Annotated in this window: 20 protein-coding genes and 1 riboswitch; of the genes, 10 read left to right on the top strand and 10 right to left on the bottom strand. The window is 63.0% G+C overall.

Annotated features, from left to right (window positions below):
- Positions 1 to 90 precede the first annotated feature (90 nt).
- From ACO06J_RS01390 to serA, 3 genes are all read left to right on the top strand, one after another.
- Entirely contained in the window at positions 91 to 516 is a 426-nt protein-coding gene (locus tag ACO06J_RS01390; protein WP_421758912.1) for a MucR family transcriptional regulator, read from the top strand.
- 448 nt (positions 517 to 964) lie between these two features.
- Positions 965 to 2137, top strand: coding sequence for a phosphoserine transaminase (locus tag ACO06J_RS01395; RefSeq protein WP_421762421.1), 1173 nt, complete (start codon positions 965 to 967; stop codon positions 2135 to 2137).
- Positions 2138 to 2318: 181 nt separating this feature from the next.
- Positions 2319 to 3902, top strand: coding sequence for a phosphoglycerate dehydrogenase (serA, locus tag ACO06J_RS01400; protein WP_421758913.1), 1584 nt, complete (start codon positions 2319 to 2321; stop codon positions 3900 to 3902).
- A 1386-nt stretch (positions 3903 to 5288) separates the two neighbouring features.
- Here the strand turns inward: serA and ACO06J_RS01405 are convergent.
- Entirely contained in the window at positions 5289 to 6257 is a 969-nt protein-coding gene (locus ACO06J_RS01405; RefSeq protein ID WP_421758914.1) for an IS110 family transposase, read from the bottom strand.
- A 1076-nt stretch (positions 6258 to 7333) separates the two neighbouring features.
- On the opposite strand from ACO06J_RS01405, the gene ACO06J_RS01410 reads away from it, so the two are divergent.
- Positions 7334 to 8623: an adenylosuccinate synthase gene (locus ACO06J_RS01410; RefSeq protein ID WP_421758915.1), complete on the top strand. Its 1290-nt coding sequence runs from the start codon at positions 7334 to 7336 to the stop codon at positions 8621 to 8623.
- Between the two features lie 47 nt (positions 8624 to 8670).
- Complete coding sequence (locus ACO06J_RS01415) at positions 8671 to 10827, top strand: hypothetical protein (RefSeq protein WP_421758916.1); 2157 nt, start codon at positions 8671 to 8673, stop codon at positions 10825 to 10827.
- A gap of 55 nt (positions 10828 to 10882) precedes the next feature.
- Here the strand turns inward: ACO06J_RS01415 and ACO06J_RS01420 are convergent, their stop codons facing one another.
- From ACO06J_RS01420 to thiB, 3 genes are read right to left on the bottom strand one after another with little or no spacing between them, the layout of a single operon-like run.
- Entirely contained in the window at positions 10883 to 11524 is a 642-nt protein-coding gene (locus ACO06J_RS01420) for an ATP-binding cassette domain-containing protein (RefSeq protein ID WP_421758917.1), read from the bottom strand.
- On the bottom strand, positions 11511 to 13130 hold the full coding sequence (locus ACO06J_RS01425; protein ID WP_421758918.1) for a hypothetical protein: 1620 nt from the start codon (positions 13128 to 13130) through the stop codon (positions 11511 to 11513). The genes ACO06J_RS01420 and ACO06J_RS01425 overlap by 14 nt, the downstream gene beginning before the upstream one ends.
- Positions 13105 to 14103, bottom strand: coding sequence for a thiamine ABC transporter substrate binding subunit (gene thiB, locus ACO06J_RS01430; RefSeq protein WP_421758919.1), 999 nt, complete (start codon positions 14101 to 14103; stop codon positions 13105 to 13107). The genes ACO06J_RS01425 and thiB overlap by 26 nt, the downstream gene beginning before the upstream one ends.
- A 66-nt stretch (positions 14104 to 14169) precedes the next feature.
- Positions 14170 to 14267, bottom strand: a riboswitch (TPP riboswitch).
- 74 nt (positions 14268 to 14341) lie between these two features.
- On the opposite strand from thiB, the gene ACO06J_RS01435 reads away from it, so the two are divergent.
- Positions 14342 to 15016, top strand: a complete 675-nt coding sequence (locus tag ACO06J_RS01435; protein ID WP_421758920.1) for a thiamine diphosphokinase — start codon at positions 14342 to 14344, stop codon at positions 15014 to 15016.
- 33 nt (positions 15017 to 15049) lie between these two features.
- Here ACO06J_RS01435 and rpoH read toward each other — a convergent pair whose 3' ends face one another.
- Positions 15050 to 15934 (bottom strand): RNA polymerase sigma factor RpoH, encoded by an 885-nt coding sequence (gene rpoH / locus ACO06J_RS01440; RefSeq protein ID WP_421758921.1) that lies wholly within the window; start codon positions 15932 to 15934, stop codon positions 15050 to 15052.
- Between the two features lie 159 nt (positions 15935 to 16093).
- Positions 16094 to 17113, bottom strand: coding sequence for an RluA family pseudouridine synthase (locus tag ACO06J_RS01445; RefSeq protein ID WP_421758922.1), 1020 nt, complete (start codon positions 17111 to 17113; stop codon positions 16094 to 16096).
- Between ACO06J_RS01445 and ACO06J_RS01450 the strand changes: the two genes are divergently transcribed.
- Complete coding sequence (locus tag ACO06J_RS01450; RefSeq protein WP_421758923.1) at positions 17112 to 17462, top strand: hypothetical protein; 351 nt, start codon at positions 17112 to 17114, stop codon at positions 17460 to 17462. The genes ACO06J_RS01445 and ACO06J_RS01450 overlap by 2 nt on opposite strands.
- Before the next feature lies 1 nt (position 17463).
- Here ACO06J_RS01450 and ACO06J_RS01455 read toward each other — a convergent pair whose 3' ends face one another.
- Complete coding sequence (locus tag ACO06J_RS01455; RefSeq protein ID WP_421758924.1) at positions 17464 to 18651, bottom strand: hypothetical protein; 1188 nt, start codon at positions 18649 to 18651, stop codon at positions 17464 to 17466.
- A gap of 190 nt (positions 18652 to 18841) precedes the next feature.
- Positions 18842 to 19438 (bottom strand): DUF1134 domain-containing protein, encoded by a 597-nt coding sequence (locus ACO06J_RS01460; protein ID WP_421758925.1) that lies wholly within the window; start codon positions 19436 to 19438, stop codon positions 18842 to 18844.
- 127 nt (positions 19439 to 19565) lie between these two features.
- Between ACO06J_RS01460 and ACO06J_RS01465 the strand changes: the two genes are divergently transcribed.
- On the top strand, positions 19566 to 20141 hold the full coding sequence (locus ACO06J_RS01465) for a YHS domain-containing (seleno)protein (RefSeq protein ID WP_421758926.1): 576 nt from the start codon (positions 19566 to 19568) through the stop codon (positions 20139 to 20141).
- Here ACO06J_RS01465 and ACO06J_RS01470 read toward each other — a convergent pair.
- Positions 20138 to 21079 (bottom strand): DUF1989 domain-containing protein, encoded by a 942-nt coding sequence (locus ACO06J_RS01470; RefSeq protein ID WP_421758927.1) that lies wholly within the window; start codon positions 21077 to 21079, stop codon positions 20138 to 20140. The genes ACO06J_RS01465 and ACO06J_RS01470 overlap by 4 nt on opposite strands.
- Positions 21076 to 21216, bottom strand: a complete 141-nt coding sequence (locus ACO06J_RS01475) for a hypothetical protein (RefSeq protein WP_421758928.1) — start codon at positions 21214 to 21216, stop codon at positions 21076 to 21078. The genes ACO06J_RS01470 and ACO06J_RS01475 overlap by 4 nt, the downstream gene beginning before the upstream one ends.
- 238 nt (positions 21217 to 21454) lie before the next feature.
- Here ACO06J_RS01475 and ACO06J_RS01480 point away from each other — a divergent pair, with 238 nt between their 5' ends.
- Both ACO06J_RS01480 and ACO06J_RS01485 read left to right on the top strand, forming a co-directional pair.
- Complete coding sequence (locus ACO06J_RS01480; RefSeq protein WP_421758929.1) at positions 21455 to 22195, top strand: GntR family transcriptional regulator; 741 nt, start codon at positions 21455 to 21457, stop codon at positions 22193 to 22195.
- Complete coding sequence (locus ACO06J_RS01485; RefSeq protein ID WP_421758930.1) at positions 22192 to 22845, top strand: flavin reductase family protein; 654 nt, start codon at positions 22192 to 22194, stop codon at positions 22843 to 22845. Before ACO06J_RS01480 ends, ACO06J_RS01485 begins: the two co-directional genes overlap by 4 nt.
- Positions 22846 to 23017 lie beyond the last annotated feature (172 nt).

The following is a 23017-nucleotide window of genomic DNA, read 5'->3' on the forward strand; positions in this document are numbered from 1 at the left end:
CGTGAGCGGAAATGGAGATCGAATATGGAGTCAATGGTGTCAGGATCCGCGGGTGCCTCTGCAGCTTCCGGTGATTTGCGAAGTGCTAAAATGATCGAGTTGAGTGCTACGATCGTTGGTGCATACGTAAGTCACAATGCGCTCAGCGCCACCGATGTGCCGAAACTGATCGCTCAGGTGCACTCGGCGCTGCTGGGTCTGGCCGGTGTCTCGGAGCCGGAAGCGCCTGTTGACGTGCGCCCCGCAGTGCCTGTCAAGAAGTCTATCACGCCCGATTACTTGATCTGCCTTGAAGACGGCAAGAAGTTCAAGTCGCTCAAGCGCCATCTGCGCACTGAGTATGACATGTCCCCAGATCAGTATCGCGCCAAGTGGGGCCTTCCGGCAGACTATCCGATGGTTGCACCGAGCTATTCGGAGGCGCGCTCGCGTCTCGCCAAGAGCATCGGGCTCGGCCGCAAGGTTGAAGCTGCCCCGGTGCCGGCGCGCCGCGGCGCCAAGGTCAAGGCCGTCTAGAACTACGGGTTTCCACTTATATCTCAGCGACTTGCACGGCGCCCCCAAGAAGGGCGTCGTTTGCTTTTCAAGCGCCAGAATTGGCAGCAAAGAGAGATCCGGCACCAAACCTGTTGGTGCCGGAGGCGCAATGTCGGAGCTTGTTGCAAGCCAGAAGTTATTGGAGGTCTTCGTTGAGGGTGACTGCTTCCCCCGGTTTGCGGAGGAAGCAGTCGACACAGGACCCGAATTTCCCATGCCCAGCCTGTCTAGAGCACCCTGCGTGACGCTGGCGTTATCCGGTGCTGCCGCGAAGATGCGCCTGCAGACCGAACCTGCGGCCGTATGACCCAGCCAGGCTCTCACTAAACATCCCATTGACGGCGACCCGGCGGCGGGCGTATCCACCGCGTTAGGACACCTTGCCCTAACGCAAGGCTTTCGACCTGGGAGGGTCGCCATGGCTGATATGCTCACTGCGCCGACAGTAAAACCGGCAAACCCCAATTTTTCGTCGGGCCCCTGTGCCAAGCGTCCTGGCTGGACGGTGGATGTGCTGGCGAGCGCGCTGGTTGGCCGCTCGCACCGTGCCAAGCCCGCCAAGGCCCGCATCGAGAAGGCCATCGCGCTCACCCGTGAGCTGCTTGAAGTGCCCGCCGACTACCTGATCGGCATCGTTCCCGCTTCCGATACCGGCGCCGTCGAAATGGCGATGTGGTCGATGCTTGGCGCCCGCGGCGTTGACATGCTGGCCTGGGAATCGTTCGGCGAAGGCTGGGTCACCGATGTGGTCAAGCAACTGAAGCTGCAGAACGTGCGCACCCTCACCGCGCCCTATGGCGAGCTGCCGGATTTGAAGACCGTCAACTTCGACAATGACGTGGTCTTCACCTGGAACGGCACCACGTCAGGCGTCCGCGTGCCGAACGCCGACTGGATCCCGGCCGATCGCGCCGGCCTCACTATCTGCGACGCCACCTCGGCGGCTTTTGCGCAGAACCTCGATTTCGCCAAGCTCGATGTCGTCACCTTCTCCTGGCAGAAGGCGCTCGGCGGCGAGGCTGCGCACGGCATCCTGATCCTCTCGCCCCGCGCCGTCGAACGGCTCGAAACCTTCAAGCCCGACCGGCCGCTGCCGAAAATCTTCCGCCTCACCAAGGGCGGCAAGCTGATGGCCGATATTTTTGAGGGCGCCACCATCAACACCGTTTCGATGCTCTGCATCGAAGACGCGGTCGATGCGATGGAGTGGGGCAAGTCGCTGGGTGGGCTCAAGGCCATGCAGGCCCGCGCCGACGCCAACTTCAAGGTGCTGAACGACTGGGTCGGCAAGTCCGACTGGGCGGCGTTCCTCGCCAAGAACCCGGCCGAGCGCAGCAACACCTCGGTCTGCCTCGTGATCAAGGACCCGGCGATCACCGCGCTCTCCGACGAGGCCCAGGCGGCGTTCGCCAAGGCAATCGTATCCCGCCTCGACAAGGCCGGCGTCGCCTATGACATCGGCGGCTATCGCGATGCCCCCACGGGCCTCCGCATCTGGGCCGGCTCTACCGTCGATGCCGATAGCCTCGCCGCTCTCACGCCCTGGCTCGATTTCGCCTTCGCCACCGAAAAAGCCGCCCTCAGCAAGGCCGCGGCTTAGTTCTAGCGCGCCGCACACCCCTCCCCAACCCTTACTGCCGGTGATTGAGGCCAGTTGGTGCCCAACTCACGGAACGGCACCTCCCCCTTGATGGGGGAGAATGGGAGGGGGTGGGCCCCACGCGCCAGTTTCCGACTGTTTCTACGGCCCCAAGGCCGAACCCACATCCAGGATCGCTCCCATGCCCAAGGTTCTCGTTTCGGACAAGCTTTCGAAGACTGCCGTTCAGATCTTCAAGGACAACAATATCGAGGTCGACTACCTGCCGGACCTCGGCAAGGACAAGGAAAAGCTGCTCGAGGTGATCGGGCAGTATGATGGTCTCGCCATCCGCTCGGCGACCAAGGTCACCGAAAAGATCATCGCCGCCGCCGCCAATCTCAAGGTCATCGGCCGCGCCGGCATCGGTGTCGACAATGTCGATATTCCGGCTGCGACCAAGAAGGGCATCATCGTGATGAACACGCCCTTCGGCAACATGATCACCACCGCCGAGCACGCCATCGCTATGATGATGGCGCTGGCCCGCCAGCTGCCCGAAGCCGATGCCTCGACCCGTGCGTCGAAGTGGGAAAAGAACCGCTTCATGGGCGTGGAGGTCACCAACAAGACCCTCGGCGTTATCGGTGCGGGCAATATCGGCAAGATCGTCATCGATCGCGCGCTGGGCCTCAAGATGAAGGTCATCGCCTACGATCCGTTCCTGTCGCCGGAAAAGGCCATGGAAATCGGCGCCGAAAAGGTCGACCTCGACGAGCTCTACCGCCGCGCCGATTTCATCACCATCCACACGCCCTCGCTCGCCGAAACGCGAGGCATGATAAATGCCGAAGCCATCGCCAAGATGAAGGACGGGGTGCGCTTCATCAATTGCGCCCGCGGCGACCTGATGGACGAAAAGGCCCTCTACGATGGCCTCAAGTCGGGCAAGATCGCCGGCGCCGCGCTTGACGTGTTCAATGTCGAGCCGGCCGAGAACAACCCGCTGTTCGAACTGCCCAACGTGATCTGCACCCCGCATCTCGGCGCCTCGACCACCGAGGCGCAGGAGAATGTGGCGCTGCAGGTGGCCGAGCAGATTTCGGCCTATCTCAACACCGGCGAAATCGCCAACGCGCTCAACTTCCCCTCGATCACCGCCGAGGAAGCGCCGCGGCTCACCCCCTGGGTCAAGCTCGCCGAAACGCTGGGCTCGTTCGCCGGCCAGCTCACCGAAACCGCCATCAAGGGCATCAAGGTCGAGTTCGAAGGCGCCGTCAGCGCCCTCAACACTAAGCCGATGGTTGCCGCTGCGATCAATGGCGTCCTGAAGCCGCAGATGGGCGAGATCAACATGGTCTCGGCCCCGCAGATCGCCAAGGATCGCGGCATCGTGGTCGAGGTCACCAACCGCGACCAGCAGGGCGCCTATGAAAGCTACATCCGGCTGACGGTGATCACCGAGCGGCAGGAACGCGGCGTCGCCGGCACGGTGTTCGCCAACGGCAAGCCGCGCGTCATCCAGGTCAAGGGCATCAACATGGAGGCCGAACTCACGCCCTCGATGCTCTATGTCACCAACGAGGACAAGCCGGGCCATATCGGCCGGCTGGGGACGCTCCTGGGCAAACTCGGCATCAACATCGCCAACTTCAACCTCGGCCGCGCCGAAGTCGGCGGCGACGCCATCGCGCTCCTCTCGATCGACGGCACCCTGACCGAGCCCCAACTCAAGGAAATCGCCGCGCTGGAAGGCGTCAAGCAGGCGAAAGCGCTGAAGTTCTGAGGGTGAGGCAGAGCTGAATGGTGCAAAGGCCGGGGGCAACTCCGGCCTTTGGTGTTTCTAGGGCGACGGCGGTTCCCCTCACACGATGTCATGCCAGCGAAAGCTGGGACCGTAGGCGCCTTTCGCGCCCGAAGGGGGCGGTTGGCGTGCGGGCCGCTGCCATCGCGCGCGATTTCAAATCGCGTTGCGCTCAGTTCAAGTCTAGGCTTGAATCAGGTCCAGACTTGAACAACCACTATGGGGTGGTATCGGTGGCTACGCTACTGCTTCCGAACGGGTAGTTTGTCGTCGTCCAGACATCGTCGGACATCGGGTGCGAGAAATAGCAGTCAGTGAGGGAGAACGGTGGGAATTCGACGTTGAAGAACATTAGCCCCTGCGGCAGCCCACCTTGAGCTAGGTGGAGAATCTGGCAAGCGGCAACGGCATCGAATACGTTCTCTAGCGTAGCGCTAGAAAACTCAGTCTCTCGATTGTGCTTCACCGAGTTGTAGGCATCGTACCATCGGAGACTTTGAGTGGCGCATGAGACATCCCAACCTGCAAAGGGCGTTAGCGCGTTCATCCAAGGGTAGTGGACCGGAACGAGCCGGTAACCATCAAGCCGCATTGGATCGCGCAGTTCCCAGTAGTCGCTTGTGTCCTGAACATTTTGCTCTGGCGAACGTAGCCGTTAGCCTCCAGCACCGCTCTCAGTTGGGCCTCAGCTTCTGTCGAAGCAAGGAGTAGCAGATTTCGGATTTCGTGGCCGTATGCTTGGAGGTTGGTTCCATCAGGATGAACAACCTGACAGAGTTCAGCGAGCCGAGCGGTCAGGTTCGCCACTTGTCCACCAGCGATCGCCAACTGGTTTTGGTAGATGCCGGTCAGCTCCTCCAGGAACTTAGTGTGTACACCCAGGCGTGGCCTGCCAATTCGAGGGAAGACTACCCCGATCTGGGCACGTAGTTCGTGCACAATAAAGCGCAGCTGACTAGGGCCGTCATGATGGCGAACAAACCCACTTTCAAAGTCCTCTCCTACTTCCAGTATGAATCGGTTCCCGGGACCCCGTTCGACGTCATGACCTAACAGTCTGTCGGCCGTACCCTGTCGAACCTCTCACAAACCGTAGTCAGAACCCTGCACGTTTGTAACTTTAAAGTAACGGGGAGCTGCCATCTCTAGTTCCTCCTCTGTTAGATACAAGCTGTCCAGAAAATGTATCTGACACGGCGCTTATTGAGTAGGTGAGCGTCTCATTTTGACGACTATCCTCTAGAGGTGAAACTTGATTCTTCGACTGCTGCAATCTTGCGGAAGGGGTGCACTGAACTCTCGGCGATCTCCTTCTCCCCTTGTGGGAGAAGGTGGCGCGCAGCGCCGGATGAGCATCTGTGTTTTCGGTCAAGGGTTGATTGGGCTCCAGAGGCGATTTTGTTTGATGAGAGTATTGGCGAGGACGATGAGTTTTCGCATGACGGCGACGAGGACGATTTTTGGTCGTTTGCCGGTGCTTTGGAGGCGTCGTGCGAAGGCTGCGAGGTCGGGGTTGTAGCGGCTTGCCGAGAGCGCGGCCATGTAGGCTGCGTTCCTGACCTGCCTCCTTCCTCCCCTGATGGCGCGCCGGCCGGTTCGCGCGCCGCTGTCGTCGGCGACGGGCGCGACGCCGGCCAGCATGGCGGCCTGCTTTGCCGAACAGTGTCCGAGTTCGGCTAGGCCAGTGAGGAAGCTGGCTGCGGTGACCGATCCGATGCCTGGTATCGAGCACAGTATCGCATGGCGTCGTGCCATCCCGGGGTCGGCCATGATGCGCCGTTCGATCTCGGCATCGAGCCGCTTGATATGGCGCTCCGAGGTCTGCAGCAGACGCCGCAGTTCGGTCTTGAGAAAGGCTGTCCCGGCGGTCGCCAGCCGGTTGGACAACGCAGTGCGCTCAGCCATGGCCGCGGTGCGCGCATTGACCAGTTCGCACACCTCCTCCAGCGCCTCAGGCGGTGGCGGCGTCACGGCCGGCTCAAGCGCCGCACCCATGATCGCCAGCAGTCTGGCGTCGATCGTATCGGTCTTGGCGAGCTGGCCGGCCGCTTCGGCGAACAGCCGGGCCCGCAGCGGATTGACCACCGCCACCGCCAGACCCGCCGCATGCAGCGAGCGCAGTGCCGCCCGATGATGCTTACCTGTCGCTTCCATCACGACACGGCAGACCACCAGTCCACCCAGCAGCCGTTTCAACCGCCTCAGACCGACCCCATCATTGCTGACACGCAGCGTCTGGCCGGACGGGTGCACGTGCACATCCAGCCACTCTTTACACACATCGACACCAGCATAAACTGGCGTCGCGTTTGGTTCGGGCATTACCTTGCCTTGCATGCGGGACTTGCTCCCCATCATCTGTTCAGGACCAGCGCCAAGGACGAACGGACCAAACTCATCCACGGGCCAAAGCCCAAGGGGTCGACGGTCCCGCACGTCCGATCCCCGGCAGACGGCCATCTGCCGGGGATCGCGGCATCCTTCCAACAAATGCCGCAAAAACCAACATGCAAGGGGTCCGCAACACCACGGTGTTGCGCGATCGGAGCGAAGCGACGAGCGGTCACAGTGCTCGGAGAGAACCCCTCATCCGGCGCTGCGCGCCACCTTCTCCCGCAAGGGGAGAAGGCAAGAGGGGCCAGCGCTTTGAAAGAACTACGAAATCCCCCACTTATCCCCACCCTCTCCACTTGCTGTATTCTCCTCCCACCCATCGCATCGAAGCGAGATGATGACGAGTGGTTGGTGTGAGGGGGATCGGGTGGGGTGCGGGTCGCTGCATTCCAGGCCCAAACCATGGCGGGATGCACCGGTTCGCCGGTGACGTCGCTACCAACGCGAGGGCTCTCCGATGCCGGAGGGTCCAGGGGGTCAAGGCTGCGCGGCATAACGCGGCCGGGACCAGCAGGACTCTTGCGGCTAGGCTGCCAAAGTTCTGCCCCCCAGACCTCTCGCGATGCGGCACGGATGCACCCGGCCTCCCATGGCATAAGCCCAAAACCCCGGTCGGCCGGCGAGACTCCCGAACGTTCGGCTTTGCCGACGAAAAGCTCCAGTGGAGCTTTTCGAGAGAAGGGAGGCCATGAGAGCTACGCTCGAATGGCTGGAGCCTCACTCCATTTGCGGTCTACCCGCGTCGAGGCCAACGCCTCGCCGGCCCCGCTTCACTGTCACTCATCCCGACGCCAATGGCGGTCGGGCGCTTCGGCCTGCGGCAAAAGCACATGAGGATCGTTGGCAGGATGATTTGTCATCCGGCACCGACTGGTTTAAGGGTCTCACGCAACTGCCGCCGAACAGTCTGGGCCTCAGATGAGCCCAGCCGGCAGATGCGCCGAACTTGAACAAGGTTTTTGCGGCTCCGCCTGTGGCGTTCAATCGCCTGGCCCGGCCGCTCGAGGGGCATAAAACGCATGGCAAATGTGATCGTCGTCGGCAGCCAGTGGGGTGACGAAGGCAAAGGCAAGATCGTCGACTGGCTGAGCGAGCGCGCCGATGTGGTGGTGCGCTACCAGGGCGGTCACAATGCGGGCCATACCCTCGTCATCGATGGCACCAGCTACAAACTGGCGCTGCTGCCCTCAGGCGTGGTGCGCGGCAAGCTCTCGATCATCGGCAATGGCGTGGTCGTTGATCCGCATCACTTCGTCATGGAAGTGGAAAAGATCGCGGGGCAGGGCATCCTCGTCACCCCAGACGTCCTGAAGATCGCCGACAACGCGCCGCTGATCCTCAGCCTCCACCGCGAGCTCGATGCGGTGCGCGAAAACGCCAATACCGGCCTCAAGATCGGCACCACCAAGCGCGGCATTGGCCCCGCCTATGAAGACAAGGTCGGCCGCCGCGCCATTCGCGTCTGCGATCTCGCCGAGCCCGAAACGCTGATGCCCAAGATCGAGCGGCTGCTGTCCCACCATAACGCGCTCCGCCGCGGCATGGGCATGGCCGAAGTCGAGGCGCAGGTGCTTTACGACGAGCTGATCGCAGTGGCTGGCAAGATCCTGCCCTATGTCGATCAGGTCTGGCGATTGCTCGATGAAAAGCGCAAGGCCGGCGCGCGCATCCTGTTCGAAGGCGCGCAGGGCGCTCTGCTCGACAACGACCACGGCACCTATCCGTTCGTCACCTCATCGAACACCGTCGCCGGCCAGGCCGCAGCCGGTTCGGGCCTTGGCCCCACCGCCATCGGCTACGTGCTGGGGATCACCAAGGCCTACACGACTCGCGTCGGCGAGGGCCCGTTCCCGTGCGAACTGTTCGACGATGTGGGCCGCCACCTCTCCACCGTTGGTCGCGAAGTGGGCGTAAATACCGGCCGTCCGCGCCGTTGCGGGTGGTTTGACGCGGTGCTGGTGCGCCAAACCGTCAAAACATCGGGGATAAACGGTATTGCGCTGACCAAACTTGATGTTCTGGACGGTATGAAAGAAATCAAGGTTTGTGTCGGGTACGAGCTGAACGGTCAAAAAATTGACTACTTGCCCGCCTCAATGGGAGCACAAGCGGCTGTTAAGCCGATTTATGAGACCTTGGAGGGGTGGTCAGAAACGACGGCTGGCGCAAGAAGCTGGTCGGAACTGCCGGCACAGGCGGTAAAATACGTCCGGTACATCGAAGAGTTGATCGGCGCGCCAGTGGCGATGCTCTCAACGAGCCCGGAGCGCCTGGATACCATCCTTGTGCAGGACCCGTTTCAAGACTGAGTTTTTTTGCTAAAACTGACCCACAAATCACGGATGTCGTGTAGCGAATGGCGGACTACAAAGAGCTGTTACGTAGGGCAGTAGACGCTCTGCCCGAAAACAACGGCGCGGCGCGGCGCGCCGTCTACGAGAAGGCGCGCGCCGCTCTCGTCGGGCAGTTGCGCGCCATCAATCCCCCGCTTGCCGCGCGCGACATCACCGCCCACCGCCTGCAGCTCGAAGATTGCATCCGCCAGGTCGAGCAGGAAGCCAGCGAAGCCGTGATCGCCGGGCTGGGCAGCTCCCGCGAGGAAGCGCCGCCCCCGCCGCCGGTGTATTTTGATCCGCCGGCGAAAAAAGTACTGCCTGCAGCTGTCGCGAAGCCCGTCGCCAAGCCGCCTGCCGCGCCCGCCAAGGAGCCGCCGCGCCCTCTGCCGGCTGGCGGGTCGATCGAAGAGATCATCGCTGCAGCCAATGCCGAACATGTCGAGCGCTCACCCGATCAATCCCGCGCTGTCGTCCGCCCAGACAAGCCGATGGGCAAGCCTGTTCCCAAGCTGGTCGCCCAGCCGCGGCCGCAGGCGCAGTTGACCGATTCGCGCCGCCAGCCTGATCCGGAGCCCGAAGACGAGGCCGATGAGCTCCCGGCGATGCCGCCGCCGCCGTCCCGTCCGGTGTCCAAGTTGCCGGTCGGGCGTCCGCTGCCGTCTATCGTCGCGCGTGCTGAAGCCGCCAAGAGCCGCACCGGAGCGTCCCCGTTCGGCGCTGCCATTGGTGGTCCGGCCCGTGGCCCGACGCTTGAACCGCGCCGTGAGATCGCGGCACCGCGTTCCAACCAGCAGATTGCCGCACGCCAGCTTTCAGAGCCCGTTTCCTATGTGGATCCGCCGATCGCGGCCGCCATGTCGGCGGTGCGCGAGGTCGATCTCGAGCCCCAGTCGGTCGATCCGCAGGGCGCCATCGATCGCGCCATTGCGACGCTTGATCGCGAGGCGCGCGGCGAGGCCGACGAGACCTACGCCAATGGCGTCGATCACGAGGCTTACGAGACCGAGGAGGCCGAGGAGCGGCCTGCGCGGCAGAGTGGATTTGCCCCAGCGCCCGACCCGATCGCGCTGCCCCGCCAGACCCGTGACGGCGTGTCAGCCAACGCCTCGTCGTTCGCCCGAGATGCACGCGGTGGCCAGGCCAAAGGCAAAGCCAAGAAGGCGGCCAGGCGCGACGTACGTCCGGCTGAACAGGCCTTCCCCCGGGCGCGGGTCGAGGATGACCGGCGCGGTATCGGCGCGGTTACCATCTTCCTCATCGTCTTTGCCGTTCTGCTGCTGGGCGCCGGTGGTGCTGGCCTCTGGGCCTGGCGCGAAGGCTTCATCAATCTCGATGCCATGTTCGGTCGTGGCCCCACCGTTTCCGAGCAGGCCAAGGTGACACTGGTAACGCCTGCGAGCGGTCAGGCCGATGCACCGGCGACCGGTCCGGGAAATACCAATACGCCCGCAGACACTTCCGCACCTGCGGTTGAGCTGAAAGCGGACGATCGCCTCGCTGCCGCTCCTGCGGCCGATACGCAGGCGTTGCCGCTGGTCGATCCCGGCAAGACCGAAGAGCGCCTCGGTGCGACCGATGCCCCTGGCGCCGACAGCGCCGCTGCCGCCGTGGCTTCCGTTGATCCGGCCACCGCAGCGGGCAGCCAGTCGCTCCTGCTCGAAGCGGCCGAAAACGGCAAAACCGGCGCAGTTCCGTTCTCCGGTTCTGTCGATTGGTCAAAGGGCACCGACGAGACGGGCCTCCCGACGCTGATCGGCAAGGCCGTGATCCCGGCGCGTAACCTCTCGGTTGACGTGCTGATCCGGAAGAATTCCGACCCGAGCCTGCCGGCCAGTCACCTGATGGAAATCAATTTCCGGGTCAATGACACCTTCATCGGTGGGTCGATTGCCGGTCTGCCTGGCGTGCTGCTCAAGAACGAAGAGCTGGTCCAGGGCACGCCGCTCGTCGGCGCCTCCGCGCGCGTCGTGGGGAACTCGTTCCTGTTTGCGCTCAGCGCTTCGCCGAGTGACGTCGCGGCCAATACTGGGCTGTTGACGTCGCGCAAGTGGATGGATCTGGCCCTGATTTACGCCACGGGCCAGCGGGCCATCATCACGCTGGAAAAAGACGAGACGGCCCAGAAGATGTTCGACGATGTGATCGGTGCCTGGAACAAAGTTGCCGCCAAGCCATAAGCCCACTGGCGACGTTCAGCGATAAAGGGCTTCGGTTCACCGGGGCCTTTTGCATTTACGGGACGAGCGCCAAGCGTCCATCGTGCAACTGGTAGCGCCTTGCCGCCAGCGCTTCGATGTCATCGACATGGTGGCTGACGAGGATGGTGGTCCAGCCATGCTGCACGGTCAGCTGCCGCACCAGTTCCCGCACCGTGCCGCGGGTCTCGTCGTCGAGCGCCGAGAAGGGCTCGTCGAGAAGCAGCACCGGCCGGTTGCGCAGCAGCGTCCGGGCCAGCGCCGCCCGCTGCTTCTCTCCTCCTGAGAGCGTTGCCGCGCGCTGCGGCCCCATCCCGGCGAGCCCCACCTCGGTCAGCGCCGCCTCGACTTGTCCCCGTGCATCATTGGCGGGTGTATGTTGCGGCAATCCTAGGGCAACGTTGCGCGCAGCAGTCAGATGGTCGAACAGGGTTTCAGTCTGAAACAAGATGGAGACGGGCCGCTGCTCCGGCGGCAGTGGCAGGAGGTCTCTTCCGTCCAGCGTTAGGCTGCCACTTGTCGGCATGAGGAACCCGGCGACCAGATCCAGCAGGGTGGACTTTCCGGCCCCGCTCTGCCCGCTGACCGCGGTCACCTCTCCGGGAGATGCCGAAAAGCTCAGCTCGTAGTGCCGGTCAGCGCCCGGGTAGGTATAGGCGAGGCGATCAGCTTGAAGCATCTGTCAGCCTTCCGAACAGTTTTGGGACCAGCACAAAGGCGGCAATGGTCAGCGCCAGCATCAGGGCCGCAATCGCGGCAGCGTCGTTGGAGCGGTAGGCGCCGAGGGCGCGATACATCAGCAGCGGCAGGGTGATGAAGTCCTCGGTGCCGAACAGGGCGATCACCCCGAGGTCGCCGAGCGAAAAGCAGAAGGCCAGCGCCACCACAACGCCGGCGTCGCGGGCAATCAGCGGCCACTCGACGGCCAGCCATTGCGACCAGCCACCAAGTCCAAGCGACCGGATCAGCTTGCCCCGGCTAAGCGCAATGGCATCGAGCGGCGGGCCCAGTGTTGCCAACGCGAATGGCAGAGAAAGTAAGGCATTGGCGATGAGTACCACCACTGGTGCCGCCGCCGACGGCAGCAGGCCCATATTGCGCACCAGGAGAAAGAACCCGAGCGAGAGCACGACAGAGGGCACTGCGAGATATGCGTATGCCGGTGTGCCAATGCTCACTCGATAGAGCGGCGCCAGGGTAGCCGCCCGTCCCAGCGCTATCACAAGCGCGAGGATCAGGGTCAGGGCTGCGGAACCTGCCCCGAGCGCCACGCTGGTGCCGAGCGCCCGCCAGAAGCTCTCCCGGGCCAGAACCTCTGCAAGACCTGGCCCAATCCCGCCAATCAGGGTCGCCAGCAGCGGCAGGCCAAATCCCACGATGCCCAACAAGAGGATCACCCACTGCAGGACCCTCGGCGCAAAGGCGTCGCGCCAGCTGGAAGGAGGCGAGCGCCCGGTCGTCGCTGAGACCGGAGCGAAAATAGCGGCGACAAGAATGACGGAGGCACAGATGCCGATCTGCACCATTGCCAGTTGCACGGCTCCGTTGAGGTCGAAATCGAGCCGGACAGCGGAATAGATCGCCACTTCAAGCGTCTGGTTGGCTGGTCCGCCCCCGAGGAGCAGCACGATGGGAAAACTGGTGAATGCAAGGAGGAAGATGAACGCCGCCAACCCCGGAAGCGCCCCCGCCAGCATGGGCCAGTCGATGATGGTGAACCGTTGCACAGCCGAGAGGCCAAGGCTCTGCCCGGACTTCAGCCGTGGCGCAGGAATAGCGTCGAGCCGGGCCAGCAGAATGCGTGCGGCAAAGGCGCCATCGAGGATCACGTGTGCCATCAGGATGCCGCCGAGCCCGAAGATCGGCAACTCGAGCGGCTTGCCGAAAAGCGCCAGTGCCGCCTGGTTGATCCAGCCCGCGCGGCCCCAGATCGTCAGTAATCCAAAGGCAACGATCAGCCCGGGCGTGACGATTGCCGAGGCAAACAGTCCGACGATTAGGTCACGGCCGGGAAAGTGCAGACGGTTCAGCGCCCAGGCGAGCGCAGTCCCGACAGTGAGCGAGAGCACAGTGGTCAGCCCCGCCTGGATCGCCGTCATGCTGACCAGATGCCAGAGATCGACGCTATGGCCAGTTGCCGGGGGCACCTCGGCAGCGGTGGTGAGGATCGCCCGCAGGATGAGGGCGACCATGCCGGCGATAGCGAGGGCAACCGCCGCTCCGGCAATCAGCCGGAGCGGACGGTTTGGCAGGACGTGGCTATTGAAGCGCGGTAAGCGCAGCATCAACCCAGGCCCGGCTGTTCGCGATGATCGATGCTTCGTCGATGTCGAGCACCTTGTCTGGTGGCGTGCCGAACGCAGCCGGCAGGTCAGCGCCGAGATCGACCACCGGGTACATCCAGTTGGTCGTCGGAATGATCTTCTGGGCCTCCGGCGTCATCAGATAGGCGAGGAAGGCCTTGCTAAGCTCGACTTGGTCGGCCGACTTCAACAAACCAGCAACTTCGACCTGGGCCACATACCCTTCGCTAAACGGCGCGAAGCCATACTTGGTGTCGTTCTCGGCGATTGCGTGGTAGGCGGGCGACGTGGTGTAGCTGAGCACCATATCCGCCTGCCCGTCGAGGAACAGGTTATAAGCTTCAGACCAGCCCTTGCTCATGGTCAGGATATGGGGCTTCAACCCCTTCCAGATATCCGGCGCCCGATCACCATAGGCGGCCTGCACCCACATCACATTGCCGAGGCCAGGCGTCGAGGAGCGCGGATCTTCGATGACGATCTTGAAGCTCGGCGGCAGCGCGATCAGCTCTTCGAAGGAGGTCGGCGGGTTGGGCGTCTTTTCCTTATTATAGACATAGGCGAAATAGCCGTAGTCGAAGGGCACGAAGTCGGGATCAGTCCAGGCCTTGGGCAGGGACAATCCGGGCGGCACAATGCCTGTGGGGGCGAAGAGGCCGGTGGCGCGCGCCTCGCCCATTGTGGCGGTGTCGAGCCCCACCAGCACATCGGCGCTGGTGGTCTTACCCTCCAGCTGGATCTTGCGCAGCGTCGAGATCGCGTCCTCGGCGGTGGTGAACTTGACGGTGCAGCCGCAGGTCTTTTCGAACCCGACCTTCAGCGCCGGGCCGGGGCCCCACTCGGCTGCGAAGCTGTCATAAGTGTAGACGTCGAGGACGGGCTTGTCCTCGGCGAGGGCAGGAAAAGCGATGGCGCAGACGGTTGCCGCCAACGCGAAGCGCATGAACGAAAGCATGGTCGTTCCCTTCGGTTTTGCGGCCATGTGAATGAAGGGGACGTGTATGGGTCGGACGCCGAAGCGCCCTTGCCATCTCGAACTTCCTCCGCCAGCATGACCTGGTTCAGGTTCAATGGGTAACTCTCAGCTCCGGAAAATCCGGAACACCCCAGCGAGACACCTGACAGATAGACAGAGTTTTCTTCCCTTGCAAGCGCACCCCCCTCAAACTTCCGTAGCGGTCTTCGAGGACCTCTTGATCATCGTTGGCGGCGGCACGGTCGATGCCGAACTGCTCACCGATCTCTACGCTTCGGGCGGTCACCTCGTCGGCGCGGACGGCGGCGCCGACCAGATCGTTGCGGCTGGCCTCAAGCCCGAATTGATCGTCGGCGACTTCGATTCATTGAAGGATCCGCATAGCTGGCTGGGCAAAACCCGTCTGATGCAGATCAGCGAGCAGGAGACCACCGACTTCGAAAAGGCGCTCTATTCGACCCGTGCGCCGGTGACCGTGGCCATGGGAATGACCGGGCGCCGGTTCGATCACACGCTCGCGGCGCTGGACGCGGTGACGCGATACGCCGCGCGCCGCAAGATCATCCTCGTCGATGAGGAAGACGTTGCGCTCGCGCTCACCGACGCCTTCTCCTTCACGGTTGCCCCTGGGGAGCGGGTCTCGATCCACCCCCTGGCCCCAGTCACCTTCTGGCGCTCGGAGGGCCTCAAATATCCCCTCGATGCGGTCAAGCTGGCGCCCGGCGTGCGGACCGGCACCTCCAATGAGGCGCTCGAAGGGCCGTTCACGATCGTGCCGGAAGAGGGCGTCCACGCCCCCTATCTGCTGATCCTGCCTCGCCGGCACTTGATGGGGCTGGTCGCCAAGCTGCTCACGCAAAAGCCGACTCGGCAAAGAAAAGCCCCGGTCTAAGCCGGGGCTTTGGTATGCTTGTGGCAGGTGGCGTTATGCCTGTTCGCGTGACTTGGCGCGAGCGGCCTGCTGTACGGCTTCCTGCACCTTCTCGAAGGCACGGACTTCGATCTGCCGGATACGCTCGCGGCTGACGTTGTATTCCTGGGCCAGTTCCTCAAGCGTTGCCGGCTCGTCCCGCAGGCGCCGTGCCTGGAAGATCGCCTTCTCGCGCTCGTTGAGGTCATGCATGGCGTTGCTCAGCAGCCCCATGCGCTCGGTATACTCCTCGGAGTCGCCAAGCGTGGTTTCCTGGTCCGGTGTGTCGTCCACCAGCCAGTCCTGCCATTCCGATGCGCCCTCGTCAGCCCGCATCGGGGCATTGAGCGAAGCGTCGCCCGAAAGGCGCTGGTTCATCGAGACGACATCGGCCTCGGTCACTGAAAGCGTGGTGGCGATCTGCTTGATCTGGTCGGGGTGGAGGTTGCCGTCATCGAGAGCAGCAATCTGTCCCTTGATCTTGCGCAGGTTGAAGAACAACCGCTTCTGCGCGGCCGTGGTGCCGATCTTGACGAGGCTCCACGAGCGCAGAACGTATTCCTGGATGGCAGCTCGGATCCACCACATGGCATAGGTGGCGAGCCGGAAGCCCTTGTCGGGCTCGAAGCGCTTTACAGCGTGCATCAAACCGACATTGCCTTCGGAAATCACTTCGGAAATCGGCAGGCCATAGCCGCGATAGCCCATGGCGATCTTGGCCACTAGGCGCAGGTGCGAAGTGATCAGGCGCTGGGCCGCGCCGGGATCGGCGTGCTCCTTGTAGCGCTTGGCGAGCATGAATTCTTCATCCGGTTCCAGCATCGGGAACTTGCGGATTTCCTGCAGGTAGCGGCTAAGGCCGCCCTCTGCGGAGAGGATTGGCAGGTTGGTTTGGGCCATATTGCACCCCTCGTCTTTCCCCCTTGCGGGCAGAGTTGCAGCCAGCGTCCAAACGGCACGCGTCCGGCTGTCAGCAATATATAGGTCGGAAAGGCCGGTTGATAAGACCCACCACCGCACGAACGGGTAACGATCTCGCGCGCGTTCAGTTCCGCTCTACTAACGTGCAAACGCAAGATTGTAGGGCTCTATCGCATCCTGCAACGCCTGCAGGTCCGCCGGGAGCGGCGCTTCAAAGAACATTTCTTCACCCGTCCGCGGGTGCTCAAAGCCGAGTTCGGCCGCGTGCAGGGCCTGCCGGCCCAGTGCCTGCACAGCCACCTTGGCGGTTTCCGGCAAGCGGTTGGCCTTGGTGACGAAGCCTGACGCATAAACTTGGTCGGCGACGAGCGGGTGGCCGATATGGGCCATGTGCACACGGATCTGGTGCGTGCGGCCAGTTTCCAATTCGCACTTGATGCGGGTGATGTCCCAACCTTCGTCGCCGTATCGTGCTTCGACCGCGTAGTGGGTAATGGCTTCGCGGCCATCCTTTCGAATGGCTTGCTTCAGCCGATTGTTGGCGTCGCGGCCAATCGGGGCGTCGACCGTGCCCTTCGCCTGCTGGGTGCGGCCCCAGGCAAAGGCGATGTAGGCCCTGTGCAGTGGCCCAGTGCGGCCGTGATCGGCAAACTGCGCTGCCAGGTGGTTGTGGGCGCGCTCGGTCTTGGCAGCGACCATCACGCCGGACGTATCCTTGTCGAGGCGGTGAACAATGCCGGGCCGCTTGACGCCGCCAATCCCAGCAAGGCTATCGCCGCAATGGTAGAGCAGGGCGTTGACAAGTGTACCCGCGAGATTGCCCGGCGCCGGGTGCACCACCATGCCAACCGGCTTGTTGATGACGATCAAGTCATTGTCTTCGTAGAGGATATCGAGCGGGATATTCTCCGGTGTCGGATCGGCATCGACCGGTTCGGGTGCCACCAGCAGGATTTCGTCGCCGGCTTTCAGCCGGTAATTTGGCTCAAGCAGCGCACGGCCATTGATCGCGACGCTCCCCGACAGTATCAGGTCCTTGATGCGGTTGCGCGAGAAGGCCGGAACGGCCTTGGCGAGCACGGCATCAAGCCGGTCTCCCGCGGTCTCCGCGTCGGCCGAAACGAGCCATTCCATATCCTCGCCGGAAACATCCTGCATGAGCGATCCTCAAGATAAAGCCGAACCCCAGGAACTTACGCCGGAAGCAAGGGCGGTGCTTGGCCGGGCGCGCAAGAGTTTCCTGATCTCGATCGGGCTTCTCGTTGTCGGCCTTATCACTGTCGGCGTGGCGCTTGTCTACCGCGCATCGCAGAGCGAGGGCAAAGGCGGCGGCAGCGACTACGTCATCGCTGCCCTCAAGATACCGGATGGTGCCTCCGTCGTGTCGGCCGTTGCCGCCGATGGGCAGGTAACGCTGACCTACAAGCTCGGGCCGATGACCAGCGTCCGGATCTTTAACGGCAAGACCGGTGAGATGATCCGCGAGATCCCGGTCGTCAGCGAGTAGCTCAGTTGCCGTCCTGCAGTTCTCTCAAGGCCTTGAGACGGTCTGAGACGGCGTGAGCTTCGGCTGGTGGGCGCGGCTGACGCGACGCTGGTCCGCGCACCTGCTCAGGCTCCGGAGCCGCTTCGCCGGCAAATTTCTGCACCCGGTCGAACAGGCTGTCCTCGGTGTCCGGCGGGCCATTGCCTTCGAGCGTGTAGACCAGCCGGCTGACATTGGCGGCGATGTCGTTCAAGCGCTCGCGCAGATGCGACTGCTCGATCCGGTCGGTATCCCAGTCGGCCATGACCTTCGCTTCGACATCCGCGACTTGGGCGCGGAGGGCGGCCATTTCGTCTTCGAGGCCGAGCTTTTCGGCGAGCAGCATATCGCGCTTTGTTTCGCCGTCTTCGACCAGCTTGGTGGTCTGGGTCAGGAGGGCGGAGACGCGGGTCTCGGAATCGGCCATCCGGGCTTCGGCGTCGATAAGTTCGCCGCGCGCGGCGTCTGTGTCGTCACCGCTTTTGGCCAGCTTTTCACGGAAGTCTGCGACTTGTGCACGGGCTTCGGCCGCGCTTTTGTCCGAACTTTCGAGCTGGATAAGCAGGGTGCCGTTCTGGTTTTCGAGGAAGGCGGCGCGCTTGCGCTCGACTTCGAGGTGCTCGAGCAGGCGGGCGATGTCGGCGTTGTAGTCGCCGCTGAGGGACTTGCCGTCGAGGGAATAGGCGCGGGGCGAGGTGGTGCGGATGGCTTCGCGGGCGGCGTCGAGCTGGGCGGACTTTTCGGCGAACTCCCTGTCGCGCATACGTAATTTCTGGCTGAGGTCGGCGCTCTCTTTCTCCAGCGCGAGGACGCGGCGGCGGAGTTCGCCTTCGCGCTCTTCGAGCTCGCGGACCACTTCGAGGTGGGTGTCGCGCTCGCCCTTGATGCCGCCGAGCTCGGATTTCTTGCGGTTGATATCGCGCAGCTGGTCGGCGAGGCGGCGGCGGAGGGCCTCGACGTTCATCTCTAAGCGCCTGGTGGATAAGGCGAATTCGGCGCGGAGCTGATCCTTGTCGGCGCGGAACTCGGCCATAGTCATGGGCGTGGCGGCTTCGATGCGCTTTTTGGTGAGGCGGACAGCGCGGCGCCAGACGGCGGGGATGATGATCAGCGCAATGAGCCCGGCGACGAGTACGCCGAGGACAAAATACATAACGTTTTCAATACCCATAGCGCTACTCCCCGGACTCCATACGCGGTGCCGGCAGCTGAAGCTGGCAGCTGGCGAGGGATCATGCCAGCTTTTCCGTCAGGTAAGCTTAGCGCAAGCGCGGCGCAGGGTCACGACACTGCCGCCGCAATCTCAACACGCTCATTCCCCGCCGATGAACGGCTTATGAACGGGATTATCGGGATGACGCTCAGAAGGGATTCCACGTGGGTTCCTGGGTGAACTTCAGGTAGCCTACATTGACGCCGAGGCGGGCGCCGACGCCGGAGCGGATCGGGACCATGATGACGTCGCCGTACTTGATCACCGTCATGCCGAGGCCGCCGAAGGCGTAGGCGGAGCCATCGACGCCGGGGTAGCGGCCGTAGACATCGGAGACGGTGGAGAGGTTGTAGACCAGCATCATCACCTTGGAGCCGTCGCCGCCGAAATCGAAGCCGACGCTTGGGCCCTGCCAGTAGACGGGGTGCTCACCCTGGTTGCGGGTGTACATGGTGCCCTCACCATAGCGGGCGCCAGCGAAGATGGCGCCGCCGGCCTCCTCGCCAAGGATGTAGGCGTTGGGGAGGCCGAACTGGCTGACGGCGCGCTCGACCAGAGAGGCGAGGCCCTGGGCGACGGAGCCGAAGAAGGCACCGCCCGTGCCGACGAGTTCTTCGCCTGAATAGGTGTCGGAGAGCGAGCCGTTCGATTCCTGGGCGTAGCTCAGCGTTGGGGCCACGATGAGTGTGGCCGCAGTTGTCAGCAGGAACGCTGCGAGGATGATGTAGACGAGGCGGCTGACCATTCGGGGCACTCCAGGAAGTATGTTGGTCGCTGGTGGTCCATTTACACCGCCCTTACCCTAACGCGGTAAGTTCGAGCATCGGGCCCTAGCTGACAGGACTCAGATCTAGACCCTCAAGGCGGCAATGATGCGGCAAAAGCGTAAACAAATCTTAACCATAACGGCTGCGATTGCCTTCGGCCTGGCGCTTTGCACGCTGCCGGTGGCGGCGCGGGCGGCGGCGCTGGTCGAGACCGTGGTGACAGATCCGATCAGCGGCATCGCCATCGAGGGCTATGACCCGGTGACCTACTTCATCGACGGGAACCCACAACCCGGCCTGCCGGATTTCGAATATCAGTGGCAGGGGGTGCCGTGGTATTTCGTGTCAGCGGCGAACCGCGATATCTTCATCCGCAACCCCGAGATCTATGCGCCGCAATATGGTGGGCACTGCGTGACCAGCCTGTCGCGCGGGTACCTGTCGGACGGCAAGCCGCGGCTGTTCCTGATCCGGGGCATGAAGCTCTACTTCTTTTATTCAGTGGCCAACCGTGATGCGTTCCTCCAGAGCGAGGCGGCCTCGGTGCGGCAGGCGAGCAATAACTGGGTGACGCTCGAAACCGGCCTTACGGGCGAAGAGCAAAGCGTCGCGGACGCAGTAGGCGACCCGGCGGGAGCAGTGGATGCTCCCAAGGACGGCGAAACTGCGCCGCCGCACTAACCCCCTGAGGCTTCCTGGCGTCCGACAGCCGGAGCGCCTGCGTTTCCGGCCAGGTAGCGTTCTTCCCACCAGGTAAAGATCAGGTCGCGCAGTGCGGCCCCATCATCGTCGCCGTAGAGCGGCAGGCGGACGCTGTCGAAGAGGGCTGCCTCGGCATCGGTGAGGGTGATGGAGATCTCCTCGGTGCGGATTGGGACGTTGGTGAAGGCCGGCACATAGGCGGGGTCGCGATAGAGTTCCCGGTCGGCCTTGATGACGGACTGGCGAAAATCCTTGGGGGTACGCTGGCTTTTCAGGATTGGTGTCGGCGGCACTTTGGAAAGATCGTCAGCATCTGACTCGAAAATCGTCACCCGGATCGGCTTCAGCGAGAAATTCGAGGTCCGCATGACATCGGCCCCGCAGACGTTGGGAATCGCCAGCACGTCGGTGAGCGCCAGCAGGTCTACAAAGTCGCCCGCCCGGCTCGACTGGCGGGTGATGGTGGCTTTGCCGTCGGTGCCGATTTCGGTGTTCATGAAGAAATTGAAGCTGTCGTGGACGTCATCGGGCGTCAGCCCGTACTCGCGCTGCGCCTCTGACTGGATGTCGTGACAATTGGTGTGATCGTGAAAGCCGTAGGCGCTTTCATAGAGGTAGGCCGAGCAGCGCGGGAACAGCACGTCGTTGCGCTTGACCGTATCCTTCAGAATGTAGAGCAGGGCGCGCTCACGTGGAGGCTGGCTCCATAGAAAGGTGCCTTCAGTGGGATTGAAGCCGTGCACCGTGCGGGTGCGGCCGCAATGCATGAATTCCTTGTAGTCGTGAAGGTTGAAGGCGTTGAAATCGACGCACTGGCCGCCCTCAACCTGCTCGATGCGAAGGATCTGCCCGGCGAGGAGTTCGATGGCTTTGCCGGTGCCGGGCTCAAGGATGAAGGAATTGAGCTCGACTCTCATTTGTGCCGCTCCGCATATTCGCGCAGCGCCAGGCGGACGAGCGCCTCGCGATCGGCGGCAGCCCCATTGGCGATGGTGCGGTCGAGTAGCTCCAACTGCTGCTGGTTGAGTTTGAGGATGACGGTTCGGCTCGGCATTCGCCCCTCCAATATGGATACCTAAATCGTATACATGATGGAGAAATCATGGATGCCAAAATCCGCATATCCGGTATGCGAAAATTGCATTTCGGCTGTTCAGACCTGTTTCATTCAAAGAAATGCTAGTGAATATATGGCGTTAGCGGGCACGCGAGTAACGCGTTGGCCTCCATCCCGCATACTTGCGGTGGCTAATCTTGTATGCATGAATTGAAACCATCAGATCGAGGACCCGATGAGCCGTCCGTCGCCACGCATCGAGATCGCACATGAAGCCCTGAAGCGGGCAATCCTGGAGCAGGCGCTTCAGCCGGGCACCAAGCTGCCTGAGGACGAGATTGGTGCGCATTTTGGCATGAGCCGCACGCTGGTGCGCGCGGTGCTGGGGAGGCTGCAGGCTGAGGGGCTGGTCGATGCACGGCCGAAGCGAACGGCCACTGTAGCCCAGCCTTCGCTCACCGAGGCGCGCGACGTATTCGAGGTGCGCCGGGCGCTCGAGGCCGAGGTCGTGCGGCTGGTGATCAAACGCTGGGAGCCGGCCTTCGGCGCCCAGCTCGAAGGGTTGGTGCGGGAAGAAGACGCGGCGCGCGAAAGGGACCTGCCGGCGGTATGGGGGCGGCTCGCGGGCGAGTTCCACATCACGCTGGCACGGCTGAGCGGCAACGCTGTACTCGTGCGCTACATGGAAGAGCTGGTGACGCGCTGCTCGCTCATCCTGGCGGTCTATGGCCGGCCGCATGCGCATGACGGCGGCGTCAACGAACATGCCGAGATCATCGCGGCGCTGCGGGCAGGTGACGCGGGCCAGGCTGTCGCCATTATGGACCATCATATGGAAGTGGTGGAGCGCCGTGCCATCGCCGAGGAAACCCCGGCGGAGACGCCGGCGCTGGGTGACGTGCTGGCGCGTTATGCGGGGGCGATTGCTGCCAAGGACGCTGCCATACCGCTGAAGGCACCGGTGCGGGCGAAATGACGGCACAGATCCGCAGCCATGTGCATTTCGACTTTGCCGCTCTGACTGAGCGCGAGCGCTACAAATTGCTGATCGGCACGGTGATCCCACGGCCGATTGCGTTCATCACCACGCTCAGTAAGGACGGACAGCGCAACGCCGGTCCGTTCAGCTTTTTCAACGTGCTAACCCATGATCCTGCGATTGTCGCCATTGGCATCGAGAACTATGCCGACATGCGGATGAAGGACACTTCGCGCAATATCCGCGAGACCGAGGAGTTCACCGTCCACATTGTCGATGACGCGCTGGTCCAGCAGATGGAGATTTGCGCCATCAAGTTCGGGCCGGATGTCGACGAGCTGGCGGAGGCGGGGCTCACGACCGTGCCGGGGCTCAATGTACGGAGCCCGCGTATTCTGGAAGCGCCGGCGGCGCTGGAGTGCCGGCGTTACATGACGCTGGAAGTGGGCAAGGCGCGCGAGATCGTGTTGGGTGAGGTTCTGGGGGTGTTCGTCCGCGAGGATGCGGTGGACCCGGAGACGATGCATATCGACCAGATGAAGATGGATGCCATCGGGCGGCTGGGCGGCCACACATATTCTCGCTCACGCGAGCAGTTCGATATCCGGACGCTCAGCGTCAGCGAGTGGGAAAAGCAGAAGGCCTGAGGCCGTCTGCCGACGAACGGGTGCGGGGCAACGGGCCCGCGACCGGGACGATCCGAAGACAAGTGAAATGGCGGCGTGGGGACACGCCGCCGAGCCGGGAAATGCTTTGCGGCATTTCCCAGAACGAAAACGCATGGCCGGCAGGCGCTGGCCAGGACACAAAGGGGTGCAA

It is taken from the genome of Devosia sp. (assembly GCF_965229025.1).
Lineage (GTDB): Bacteria > Pseudomonadota > Alphaproteobacteria > Rhizobiales > Devosiaceae > Devosia_A.

Bases quoted from the DNA above. Each gene is read 5' to 3' on its own strand.
- ACO06J_RS01410 (WP_421758915.1), top strand. From the start codon at position 7,334: ATGGCAAATGTGATCGTCGTCGGCAGCCAGTGGGGTGACGAAGGCAAA.
- ACO06J_RS01480 (WP_421758929.1), top strand. From the start codon at position 21,455: ATGAGCCGTCCGTCGCCACGCATCGAGATCGCACATGAAGCCCTGAAG.
- thiB (WP_421758919.1), bottom strand. From the start codon at position 14,103: ATGCTTTCGTTCATGCGCTTCGCGTTGGCGGCAACCGTCTGCGCCATC.
- ACO06J_RS01475 (WP_421758928.1), bottom strand. From the start codon at position 21,216: ATGCCGAGCCGAACCGTCATCCTCAAACTCAACCAGCAGCAGTTGGAG.
- ACO06J_RS01390 (WP_421758912.1), top strand. From the start codon at position 91: ATGATCGAGTTGAGTGCTACGATCGTTGGTGCATACGTAAGTCACAAT.
- ACO06J_RS01465 (WP_421758926.1), top strand. From the start codon at position 19,566: ATGCGGCAAAAGCGTAAACAAATCTTAACCATAACGGCTGCGATTGCC.
- rpoH (WP_421758921.1), bottom strand. From the start codon at position 15,934: ATGGCCCAAACCAACCTGCCAATCCTCTCCGCAGAGGGCGGCCTTAGC.
- ACO06J_RS01420 (WP_421758917.1), bottom strand. From the start codon at position 11,524: ATGCTTCAAGCTGATCGCCTCGCCTATACCTACCCGGGCGCTGACCGG.
- serA (WP_421758913.1), top strand. From the start codon at position 2,319: ATGCCCAAGGTTCTCGTTTCGGACAAGCTTTCGAAGACTGCCGTTCAG.
- ACO06J_RS01470 (WP_421758927.1), bottom strand. From the start codon at position 21,079: ATGAGAGTCGAGCTCAATTCCTTCATCCTTGAGCCCGGCACCGGCAAA.
- ACO06J_RS01405 (WP_421758914.1), bottom strand. From the start codon at position 6,257: ATGCAAGGCAAGGTAATGCCCGAACCAAACGCGACGCCAGTTTATGCT.
- ACO06J_RS01485 (WP_421758930.1), top strand. From the start codon at position 22,192: ATGACGGCACAGATCCGCAGCCATGTGCATTTCGACTTTGCCGCTCTG.
- ACO06J_RS01395 (WP_421762421.1), top strand. From the start codon at position 965: ATGCTCACTGCGCCGACAGTAAAACCGGCAAACCCCAATTTTTCGTCG.
- ACO06J_RS01460 (WP_421758925.1), bottom strand. From the start codon at position 19,438: ATGGTCAGCCGCCTCGTCTACATCATCCTCGCAGCGTTCCTGCTGACA.
- ACO06J_RS01425 (WP_421758918.1), bottom strand. From the start codon at position 13,130: ATGCTGCGCTTACCGCGCTTCAATAGCCACGTCCTGCCAAACCGTCCG.
- ACO06J_RS01450 (WP_421758923.1), top strand. From the start codon at position 17,112: ATGAGCGATCCTCAAGATAAAGCCGAACCCCAGGAACTTACGCCGGAA.
- ACO06J_RS01415 (WP_421758916.1), top strand. From the start codon at position 8,671: ATGGCGGACTACAAAGAGCTGTTACGTAGGGCAGTAGACGCTCTGCCC.
- ACO06J_RS01455 (WP_421758924.1), bottom strand. From the start codon at position 18,651: ATGGGTATTGAAAACGTTATGTATTTTGTCCTCGGCGTACTCGTCGCC.
- ACO06J_RS01445 (WP_421758922.1), bottom strand. From the start codon at position 17,113: ATGCAGGATGTTTCCGGCGAGGATATGGAATGGCTCGTTTCGGCCGAC.